Here is a 9,612-nt window from a genome sequence, read left to right on the forward strand (position 1 = left end):
GGCCTCCAATCCAGCCAGCATCTTGAATCACAAACATCCGGCTTTGGGAATCCTACGATTCTCTCAAAATAGGAATCGCTCTAGGATGACGAAGCAATGGGTGTATTGCCTAATCGCAAAGGCTGCGATCTCCCCACGTGGCACCGTCCGACGCCCATCAACCCTTTCTTAACCCTGCCGATTTGATCGCCCGGAAATTCCGAATGCGGGCGGATCGTGCCCGTTGACTTTGAAACAAAATTAGAACAAAATGCGAACATATCAACAACAGGAGAGAGTTATGACCGATCTGGTTCAGGATGTCATCTCACTGGTTTGCATGAGCACCTTTCTCGTTTCCATGGCGATCTGGATCGGAGCCATGTGATTTGGCGGCGTTCGCCGTCGCTGTTCCTGCACGGTCGAAGGCCGTTCCGCCGTTAAGCTTTTCTTGCCGCCGCGACGTTAGGGTGCCTGAAAGACAGGGAGCAACGTCCAAGTGTCGCCCATCGTCACGGCCATTCTCGTGGCCAGCAATCTCGGGCTGATCTTTCTCTTGATAACCGTGCCGCTGGGTCTGCGCACGGTCCGGCTGACCCGTCTGGTGGCAATGGATCGTCAGCGCCTCTGGCAGGCGCTGTGGCCGCTCGGCAGCGATGCCGGCTGGTCCGGTGAGATCCTTTCCGCCGAGGCGCCGGACGGCGAGGGCGTGGCCCGCATCACGCTGTCGTGGGAAGGTCGCGACGGCAAGCCGATCGAACGCAAGTCGCGGTTTGAGGACGTCGTCGAAGGTATCAGCTTCTCGATGCGTGTCATTGAGGACACCGCGCTCGATGCTTCGTTCTGGAAGGACTTTTCCGAAACCGCCGAACTCGTTTCCGAAGGCACCAGCACGCGGGTGACGCTCAGCCAGACCGATCGCTATCGCGGCGTCGCCTTCCTGGTGTTCCGCTATTTCGCCCTGTGCCGCGAACTCTCCAAGCTGCAGCGCTGGGCGCGGACCGGGGAGTATCGCAAGGGCGGTTGGTTCGAGCATCCGTTGAGCCAGGTCGGTTTCGCCGGGCTTTCGGCGCTGATCCTGTGGCCATTCTTCGGCCTTCACTTCGGCGGCCTGGCACTGGCCGCGATCCTCACATCGGTGGTCGCCCTGCATGAGCTTGGCCATATGGCGGCGTTTCGGCTTATGGGCCACAACCGGGCACGGATGATCTTCATTCCGCTGCTCGGCGGCATCGCCATTGGCGGGCGGCCCTATGACAGCCGTTTCGAAGTCGCCTTCGTGGCGCTGATGGGCGCCGGCTTCTCCGCATTCCTGGTGCCGATCGCTATCGCCGCCAGCACCTTTGCCGGCGCTGAAGGACATCGGCTGGCGGCGGCGCTGCTGGCGACCCTGGCCGGCTTTGCCGCACTGTTCAACATCGCCAATCTGGTGCCGGTGTGGAAATTCGACGGCGGTCAGGTGCTGCGCCAGATCTGTCCGGGGCCGGTCGCGCTGGCGCTGGCTTCCTTCTTCCTGCTCTCGGCTTTCCTGGCCGTGGGTTGGCAGGCCGGCTTTTCCTCCAACTTCCTGCTCGCGACGGGAGCGGTGTTTTCGATCCTCAGCCTGCTGACGATGAGCAGCGGAATAAAGCCGCGTCACGAGCTGAAGCCGATCCGCACCATCGACCGCCTCGCCATGGCCGCGGCGTTGCTGGCGGTGTTCGCCATCCATGGCTATGGCGTCCTGTGGGCCTCCGCCCAGCTCATCTGAGGTGTGTTGATATTCAGATGGATGCCGGCCTGTGAATCACACATAGCTTGAGCCGTACCGGATCAGGAAGAATCAGCCGGCCTTGCGCTCGGCTTCGACAGGCAAAGCCGTGGCGGGACCGAACACATCCTCGAAGGCGGATTTCAGCGCCAGGTCAAGATCGGCCATGGTCAGGGGAAGGCCGAGGTCGACGAGGCTGGTGACGCCGTGGTCCTGCACGCCGCAAGGCACGATGCCGCTGAAATGGTCGAGATCGGGCTCGACATTGATGGCGATGCCGTGGAAGCTCACCCAACGCCGCAGCCGAATGCCTATGGCCGCGATCTTGTCCTCCGCCGGCGAGCCGTCCGGCAGGGCAGGGCGATTCGGCCGCACGACCCAGACGCCGACCCGGTCCTCGCGGCGTTCGCCATGCACATTGAAGGCGGCGAGCGTGCCGATGATCCACTGTTCGAGCGCCGCGACGAAGGCGCGGACGTCCTCGCGCCGCCGCTTCAGATCAAGCATGACATAGGCGACCCGCTGGCCCGGCCCATGATAGGTGTATTCGCCGCCGCGTCCCGCCGAAAACACCGGGAAGCGGTCGGCGTCGATCAGATCCTCGCCGCGGGCGCTGGTGCCGGCCGTGTAGAGCGGCGGGTGTTCGACCAGCCAGACCATCTCGCCGGCGGCCCCGCTGCGGATCGCCTCGGCGCGCGCCTTCATGAAGGCAAGTGCTTCGGGATAGGCGGTAAGGCCGGGCTCGATCAGCCATTCGACCGGTGCTGAACCGGGGAGCGGCAGGAACGACGTGGCGATCTGGCTGCGTTCGGGCATGGCGTATCGTCTTTTCGCTTATGCATGTCGCGTCCCAAAACCGCGCCGCACCTTTGGGTGACATCAACCTGCCTTCCATATGGCGACATTAGGCGCAAACGTCCAGTTCCGGGGCTGCATTCGAGCCCTGTGGAGCATTATGCCAATCGCCTGACATTATTGCTTGCCGTGCACTTGTTTCGCCGGAAACGATTTGCTACACGCCGCGAGCCGGTCGGTTCCGGCTCTACCACGTGCGGTCGTGGCGGAATTGGTAGACGCGCAGCGTTGAGGTCGCTGTGGGGCAACCCGTGGAAGTTCGAGTCTTCTCGACCGCACCATTCTCTTCCCAGAGTCCGATTTGTACCGGTCTCGCCCGCTGCGGGCCGGGCGCATTTCGTTTGATATTCCCGCACTTTACGCCACTTTCTTTCTGAGCATCGGATTCTCCCAAAACCGGTTTCCCCTTTTGGGTCCGATGCTCTAGACCTGATTTGCACCTTTTCCGGGATTCTTGTGGCGGGAGGCGCTGGTGGAAGGCGAGCACGAACGGACGACCGGCGCCAGGGCCGCCGAGGACAACCACGCCGATATCTATGGCGAGGACGGCGCCGTGCTTTCGTCCTTCCTGGCGCGGATTGGCGCGGCGATCGCAGACCGCGACACGCTGACCCTCAAGCATGAAGTCGACGACCTGCACCAGTCGGAACTCGGCGACCTGCTCGAGGCGCTGCATCCCGAACAGCGCCGCGCGCTGGTCGAACTCCTGGGCGCCGATTTCGACTTCTCCTCGCTGACGGAGGTCGACGAGGCGATCCGTATGGAGATCGTCGACAATCTGCCCAATGCGCAGATCGCGCAGGCGGTGCAGGAGCTCGATTCCGACGACGCCGTCTACATTCTCGAGGATCTCGACCAGGAAGACCAGGACGAGATCCTGTCGCAACTGCCGTTCACCGAGCGGATCAGGCTGCGCCGCTCGCTTGATTATCCCGAAGAGACGGCCGGCCGCCGCATGCAGACCGAGTTCGTCGCGGTTCCGCCGTTCTGGACGATCGGCCAGACCATCGACTACATGCGCGAGGACAACAACCTTCCCGAGCGCTTCAGCCAGATCTTCGTCATCGATCCGACCTTCAAGCTGCTCGGCGCCATCGACCTCGACCAGATCCTGAGGACCAAGCGTTCGGTCAAGGTCGAGGAAGTGATGCACGAGACGCGGCACGCCATTCCGGCCACCATGGACCAGGAAGAGGCTGCGCGGGAATTCGAGCAGTACGATCTTTTGTCGGCCGCAGTCGTCGACGAGAACGAACGGCTGGTTGGCGTTCTGACCATCGACGATGTCGTCGACGTCATCCAGCAGGAGGCCGAGGAAGATTTGATGCGCATGGGCGGCGTCGGCGACGAAGAGCTTTCCGACAGCATCTTTTCGACCTCGCGATCACGCGTTCCGTGGTTGCTTATCAACCTTCTGACCGCGTTCCTGGCGGCGTCGGTGATCAGCCTGTTCGACCGCACGATCGAACATATCGTCGCACTGGCGGTGCTGATGCCGATCGTCGCAGGCATGGGCGGCAATGCCGGCTCGCAAACCATGACCGTCACCGTGCGGGCGTTGGCGACCAGGGATCTCGACATCTACAATGCCGGCCGCATCATTCGCCGCGAGATGGGTGTCGGCTTCATCAACGGCATCGTCTTCGCCATCCTGATCGGCATCGTTGCGGCAGCCTGGTTCCGTGACCCCAATCTGGGCGGCATCATCGCGGCGGCGATGATCATCAACATGTTCGTGGCCGCCCTGGCCGGCATCCTGATTCCGCTGCTGCTCGATCGTTTCAAGATCGATCCGGCGGTCGCTTCGGCGGTCTTCGTCACCACGGTTACCGACGTCGTCGGTTTCTTTGCATTTCTCGGCATCGCCACGTGGTGGTTCGGTGTGCCCTGAAGGCACGCCTTTTGGCTTAATTGACTTTTACGTAAATGCCGTGCGAGGCTTGCGCGGGGCGCCATGTCGATTCCGGCATGGCATGGGTTTTGGTTCGGGACATAAGGGTGACGCCGGCATGGCGATCGCCCCTTGGTTTCGGCGTGCGGGAGTGGCAATGCGAGAATATTATTCGATCACCGAGTTGACCCGTGAGTTCGATGTGTCGACGCGGACGCTGCGCTTTTACGAGGACGAAGGGCTGGTGCAGCCGGTGCGGCGTGGCCGCACGCGGCTGTTTCGCCCCTCCGACCGCCACCTCATCCGTCAGATCATGCGCGGCAAGAGGCTTGGTTTCTCGATCAACGAAATCCGCGAAATCATCCAGATGTACAGGGAGCCGCCCGGCGAAGTCGGCCAGCTCAACCTGATGATCAAGCGCATCGAGGAAAAGCGCGAGGATCTCCGGCAGAAGCGCCGCGACCTCGAGGAGACGCTGGCTGAACTCGACCAGGCCGAGGAGTCTTGTGTGGAGCGGCTGGTCGAGCTTGGCGTGAATACCTGAGCGGACTGGATTCTATCGCGCGTTAGCGTTCGGAATGAGCGGAAACGTCTATTCCTTCTGCAATGCCGCGACGGCGCAGAACTTTGCTCCGCTGCACTCCTAGACCGAGGTCACGGCATGGATCCTAGGGTCTCCGCGACGGAGCTGCGCTCCTGCTACGCCCTAGGATGACGAAGTTCGCAAGACTTAGGCTAATCGCCGAAGTGTGCACCTGTCAAAACCTCTCCGCGATGGAAACCGGAGCGCCAGCTCAAATCCAGCGGCGCACGCGTTTCGCGTAGTCGCGGTATTTCTTGCCGAATTTTGCCGCCAGCATCTTTTCCTCGCCTTCGATCGCCATTTTTTGCGTGGCATAGGCGGCGATGAAGGCGAGCGGCAGGAACCACACGATGCCCGAGACAAAGGCGACGCCGATCAACAGCAGGGTGTTGGCCAGATACATCGGATTGCGGGTGATGCCGAAGGGACCCGTGGTGACCAGGTGATCGGGCACAGCGTTCGGGTTCAGCGTGGTCTTGGCGCGGACCATGGTGCGGATCGCGGTGACCCAGAGCGCTGCAACGGCAAGCAGCACCACCCAGCCGGCGGCGAAAAGAATGTCGCCCAGGAGGTCACCGATCCAGGGCAGGGGATAGAGCAGGCCCAGCGCGATGCTGATGGCGATGGCGGCGGTGTAGATCAGCGGCGGCCACGGTATGAGCCCCGGCTTCGGCTGGTTCTCGGTCATTTGACCCCTTCCTCCATCAACTTGCTGTCCGTCTTGGCGGTACACATGCCGGCGAGATCGGACAGATGCGTCTTCCATTCCGCAGTCTGGTCGTTGTTGTAGAGCCGATCAAGCGTCGCCTCGCCCTCGAGCGTATCGAGCATGCAGACACAGTAGCTCGTACAGAACTCGGTGTCGCGCGACTGCTCGCAGGACAGCTGGCAGGTTTTGAGGAAATTCACCTGCGGGGTTTCGACCTGCGCCGGCATGATCTGCGAGAACAGCCAGACGCAGCCGATCAGCAATGGCTGGTGGATCAGGTAGAACGCCAGGCTGTGCCGGCCGATAAAGACCAGCGGGTTGGCCCAGCGACCGGGCGCCAATTCGGCAAGCCGGGCAAGCACGCCTGAACCGGCGGCGAGTTTCGTCACCGCGATGCCTGCAAGCACGGCGCCGAACCATGGAAACAACGGAACGTAGTCGTTGGAGCGTGGATTGTTAGCCGACAGGCCTACCCACCACAGCCATGGGTGATCGAACGCCTCGAGGCGCAGATAGACAGGCGCCGCAATGACGAGCGCGGCGACGACAAGCGTCAGCAGTGCCGGCAGCCGCAGAAAGGCGAGGCCGAGCAGGCTGGCCAGCGCGATCTCGTGCAAAATGCCGAAGAAGATGAATCCATCCGGGGTGGCGATGCGGGTGACGACCGAAATCGCGATCGCGGCTCCGGCGACCATGGCAAACCGCTTCCAGAAGCCGTTCCAGCGGATCTGTCGGCCATGGGCGAGGTACAGGCTGACGCCAACCAGGAACAGGAAGGTCGAGGCTATGCAGCGCGCGTAGATCTTCCACCAGCCGAAGGCGGTCAGGCCGGGATCGGTGTAGCCGAAGAACTCCAGATCCCAGGTGAAATGGTAGCTTGCCATGGCGATCAGCGCGATGCCGCGCACGATGTCGATGACGACGATGCGCTTTGGTCGATCCTGAACGGGTGCGGTCGGCGTTTGGATGCTCATGGTCTCGCATTCTGATTCAGCCCCGTTGGAGGACTATCACGGTTGCCCCGGACAAAAGAAGACCGGCAATCCTGCCGATAACGCCGGATCGGCCGCGGCATTGGGCCAGTGCCGGGAAGCCTTTGGCCGGCTTCGCTTTTGCCGGATGCACGTCGGTTTCCTCTTATTGGCACTGGGGTCGCCACGGCAGATTTAACCCGGTGAATCTGCTTCGGGGAAAGCAATGTCCACCCATGTGCGCCATCCGATCTGGCTGCCGGCTCTCAAGGCCGCGGACGCGCGCACCTTCGCGTCGCTCTATGCGGTCGAATCCTTCGCCCGCGCCACGGTGTCGAGCGTCATCCCGATCCAGGCCTATGAAATCCTGCACAACGAGCAGATCGTGTCGATGCTCTACACAGTCGTGGCGATGCTCGGCCTGTCGGTGACATTGTTCATGCCGATGCTGATCCGCCGCTTTGCCCGCCGCTGGGTCTACACATCAGGCGCCTGCCTGCTGGCCGTCGGCTCGCTGTTCTTCGTCACCGACACGCTTGCCGGGCAACTGGCCGGCATGCTGTGCCGGGTGATGGGCGCCAGCGCGCTGTCGATCACGCTCAACCTCTACATCATGGACCACATCCGCAAGACCGACTTCATGCAGGCCGAATCGCTGCGCATGGCGTGGTCGATGCTGGCCTGGACCGGTGGGCCGACGCTCGGCATCTTCCTCTACACGCGCTTCGGCATCTATGCCGCGCACGGTGCGGTCGCGGTGTTCGCGTTTGCCCTGCTGGCGCTGTTCTGGACCTACCGCCTCGGCGACACCCAGTCCATCCGTCCGGGCAAGACGCGCCCTGTCAATCCGCTCGCCAATATCGGCCGCTTCGTCGCGCAGCCCAGGCTCAGGCTGGCCTGGCTGATTGCCTTCGGCCGCTCCTGTTTCTGGACAACGTTCTTCGTCTACGGGCCGCTGTTCATGGTGATCACCGGCGAGGGCAAGCTGGCCGGCGGCCTGCTGGTTTCGGCCGGCAACGCGCTTTTGTTCATGGCCATCTTCTGGGGCAAGGCAGGAAAGCGCTTTGGCGGCCGCAGGACCATGACATTCGCCTATTTCGCCATGTCGGCCACGCTGCTGGCGGCAGGCTTCGTCGGCGAAACCGTGCCGCTGCTCACCGGCGCCTTCCTGCTCTGCGGCGCCTTCTTCACCATTGCGCTCGACGCGCTCGGCTCGACCGCCTTCATGCGTTCGGTGCGCTCCTATGAAAGATCGCAGATGGCGGCGGTCTACCGCACCTATCTCGACTTTTCCGAGCTGACGCCGCCGCTGGTCTATTCGGTGGTGCTGGCCTTCTTCGGCCTTGGCGCGGTGTTCGTCACGCTCGGCCTGCTGGCGGCGGTCTGCGGCTTTGTGACGTGGCGCTATCTGCCGAAATCGCTTTGACCTTCATGGCGCATTCGCAATGGCCGCCGGCGGAATTTGGTTTGCCGGAGCCGAGGATTCTGCCTATAGTCGCCGGTGTCGCCGGTTCCATTTTGGAGCCAAGAGGGAATGCGGTGCGGGCGAATTCGCCCAATGCCGTGGCTGCCCCCGCAACTGTGTGCGGTAGTCCTCTCCATATGCCACTGAAGATTTTTCTTCGGGAAGGTGGGGAAGGATGCTGATCCGCGAGCCAGGAGACCTGCCGGCGACAGGAAACTGACTTCGATGCCCTCGGGTGGAGGGCGAAAGGACAAGACATGACTACCGCTTCCGTCTCCCTCGGCGCCTCCGTCTCCTCGCAGTCGCGCTTCATGCAGCTCGCGCTTGCCGCGCTGCTCGGCATTTTCGTGATGGGCTTTGTCGGCTTCTCGCATATCGATGCCGTCCATAATGCGGCTCACGACTATCGCCATTCGATGGCGTTTCCCTGCCACTGACGAGGGGCTGACATCATGAATCTGTTTCGCAACGTCGTGTTCATCGCGGCGATCGCAGGGCTCGTGGCCGGCGTCGTCCTCGCCTGCCTGCAGGCCTATGCCACCGTGCCGCTGATCCTGAAGGCGGAAGTTTACGAACAGGCGGGCGGCGGGCATCACCATGACCATGGCGCTCCGGCCGCAACGGATAGCAATGCCATGAGCACAACTGCTCCGGCGGGAGATGCGATGAGCTCTGCTGCCCCGGCTGCGGCGGAAGCCGCTCCGGCAGACGAAGGTTGGGCGCCGGCAGACGGTTTCGAGCGTTTCGCCTTCAGCGTGCTTGCCAATATCGTCACCGGCATCGGCTTCGCCTTGATCCTGGTCGCGGTCTCCGAATTCGCCGGCGGCATCGGTGGCTGGCGCCAGGGCGTGTTCTGGGGCCTTGCCGGCTTTGCCGTGTTCACGCTGGCACCGGGCCTCGGCCTGCCGCCGGAATTGCCTGCCATGCCGGCCGCCGATCTCACCCAGCGGCAGATCTGGTGGTGGGCAACGGTGGCGGCAACCGCTGCCGGTCTCGGCCTGATCGCGTTCCGCAAGTCGCTGCCGCTGGCGATCCTTGCCGTCTTTTTGATCGTCGCACCGCATGTTGTCGGTGCACCGCAGCCCGACAGTTACGAGACGGCGATTCCGGAAGGGCTGCATCACCAGTTCGTGGTGGCGGTGACCGTGACCAACCTCGTGTTCTGGCTGGTGCTCGGCGCGGTCGTCGGTGTGGTGCGTGGCCGCTTCACCGGCACCGCGACCAGCCTGCGCGACAGCTTTGCCTGATCGCAAGACACTGACCTTCCTCATCGGCGGTGGGCGCGCCCGCCAGAGCGCGCCCGCCCCAAAACAGGCGACCCCCATGCCGCCGCCCGGGGCCGAAAAAGCCACGGCGCCACCCTGGGGGGGTGGGGTATAAACCACTACCCGCCCCCGACACCGCGGCAC

9 protein-coding genes, 1 tRNA gene and 1 riboswitch are annotated in these 9,612 nt (G+C 62.8%); of the genes, 7 read left to right on the forward strand and 3 right to left on the reverse strand.

Annotated features, from left to right (window positions below; genetic code table 11):
- Positions 1-478: 478 nt before the first annotated feature.
- Entirely contained in the window at positions 479-1,729 is a 1,251-nt protein-coding gene (locus NKJ11_RS33315) for a site-2 protease family protein (RefSeq protein ID WP_352795155.1), read from the forward strand.
- A 72-nt stretch (positions 1,730-1,801) separates the two neighbouring features.
- Here the strand turns inward: NKJ11_RS33315 and lipB are convergent, their stop codons facing one another.
- Positions 1,802-2,545, reverse strand: a complete 744-nt coding sequence (gene lipB, locus NKJ11_RS33320) for a lipoyl(octanoyl) transferase LipB (RefSeq protein ID WP_352612449.1) — start codon at positions 2,543-2,545, stop codon at positions 1,802-1,804.
- Positions 2,546-2,780: 235 nt separating this feature from the next.
- Here lipB and NKJ11_RS33325 point away from each other — a divergent pair.
- The 3 genes from NKJ11_RS33325 to NKJ11_RS33335 all read left to right on the forward strand — a co-directional run bounded on the left by NKJ11_RS33325 (position 2,781) and on the right by NKJ11_RS33335 (position 5,019).
- Positions 2,781-2,865 (forward strand) — tRNA-Leu (locus tag NKJ11_RS33325).
- Positions 2,866-3,056: 191 nt separating this feature from the next.
- A complete protein-coding gene (gene mgtE / locus NKJ11_RS33330) occupies positions 3,057-4,475 on the forward strand; it encodes a magnesium transporter (protein ID WP_352439837.1) in 1,419 nt (472 codons plus the stop codon).
- Between the two features lie 157 nt (positions 4,476-4,632).
- Entirely contained in the window at positions 4,633-5,019 is a 387-nt protein-coding gene (locus NKJ11_RS33335; RefSeq protein WP_027034793.1) for a MerR family transcriptional regulator, read from the forward strand.
- Between the two features lie 250 nt (positions 5,020-5,269).
- Here NKJ11_RS33335 and NKJ11_RS33340 read toward each other — a convergent pair whose 3' ends face one another.
- Both NKJ11_RS33340 and NKJ11_RS33345 read right to left on the reverse strand, forming a co-directional pair.
- The gene (locus NKJ11_RS33340; RefSeq protein WP_023812367.1) at positions 5,270-5,746 is read right to left on the reverse strand and encodes a methyltransferase family protein; all 477 of its coding nucleotides are present in this window, start codon (positions 5,744-5,746) and stop codon (positions 5,270-5,272) included.
- Positions 5,743-6,741, reverse strand: a complete 999-nt coding sequence (locus NKJ11_RS33345; protein ID WP_352612451.1) for a heparan-alpha-glucosaminide N-acetyltransferase — start codon at positions 6,739-6,741, stop codon at positions 5,743-5,745. Before NKJ11_RS33345 ends, NKJ11_RS33340 begins: the two co-directional genes overlap by 4 nt.
- A 223-nt stretch (positions 6,742-6,964) precedes the next feature.
- Here NKJ11_RS33345 and NKJ11_RS33350 point away from each other — a divergent pair, with 223 nt between their 5' ends.
- The 3 genes from NKJ11_RS33350 (at position 6,965) to NKJ11_RS33360 (ending at position 9,450) form a co-directional block, all read left to right on the forward strand.
- The gene (locus NKJ11_RS33350; RefSeq protein ID WP_352632394.1) at positions 6,965-8,164 is read left to right on the forward strand and encodes an MFS transporter; all 1,200 of its coding nucleotides are present in this window, start codon (positions 6,965-6,967) and stop codon (positions 8,162-8,164) included.
- Between the two features lie 56 nt (positions 8,165-8,220).
- A riboswitch (cobalamin riboswitch) is annotated at positions 8,221-8,424 on the forward strand.
- Positions 8,425-8,460: 36 nt separating this feature from the next.
- A complete protein-coding gene (locus tag NKJ11_RS33355; protein ID WP_013531117.1) occupies positions 8,461-8,640 on the forward strand; it encodes a CbtB domain-containing protein in 180 nt (59 codons plus the stop codon).
- Positions 8,641-8,655: 15 nt separating this feature from the next.
- Positions 8,656-9,450 carry a CbtA family protein gene (locus tag NKJ11_RS33360; RefSeq protein ID WP_352439839.1) on the forward strand — a complete coding sequence of 265 codons (795 nt, stop codon included), beginning with the start codon at positions 8,656-8,658 and terminating at the stop codon, positions 9,448-9,450.
- Positions 9,451-9,612: the final 162 nt, after the last annotated feature.

It is taken from the genome of Mesorhizobium sp. M0243 (assembly GCF_040321775.1).
GTDB lineage: Bacteria > Pseudomonadota > Alphaproteobacteria > Rhizobiales > Rhizobiaceae > Mesorhizobium.